1 protein-coding gene is annotated in these 280 nt (G+C 62.9%); it reads left to right on the top strand.

The annotated features are described in order from the left end of the window. A partial coding sequence (locus ACTHSW_RS10880; RefSeq protein ID WP_440373925.1) for an iron chelate uptake ABC transporter family permease subunit occupies positions 1-280 on the top strand: 280 nt, incomplete at both ends.

Raw genomic sequence — 280 nt, 5'->3', positions numbered from 1 at the left:
CCTTTATCCTTCTCGCCCTAACCGCCGCGATGGTGGTGGCAAAACACCTGGATATGCTCGCACTGGATGATTCCACCATGGCCGGCATTGGAGTGAACGCCAAGATGTGGCGCCTAATAGCAATAGCTTTGGCCGTTATCCTCGGCGCAGCGGGAGTCGCCGCGGCTGGGGTCTTGGGCTTCGCCGGGCTCATCGTCCCACATGCTGCCCGCTTGATGGTTGGTTCGAACCTGCGCCGGCAAATGCCCGTGGCGGCCCTAGGCGGCGCGACCCTCGTGAC

Source organism: Neisseria sp. P0008.S004, assembly GCF_051962755.1.
GTDB lineage: Bacteria > Pseudomonadota > Gammaproteobacteria > Burkholderiales > Neisseriaceae > Neisseria > Neisseria subflava_A.
Note: the sequence above shows the minus strand (reverse complement) of the source record. Positions and strands in the feature narration are given on the sequence as shown.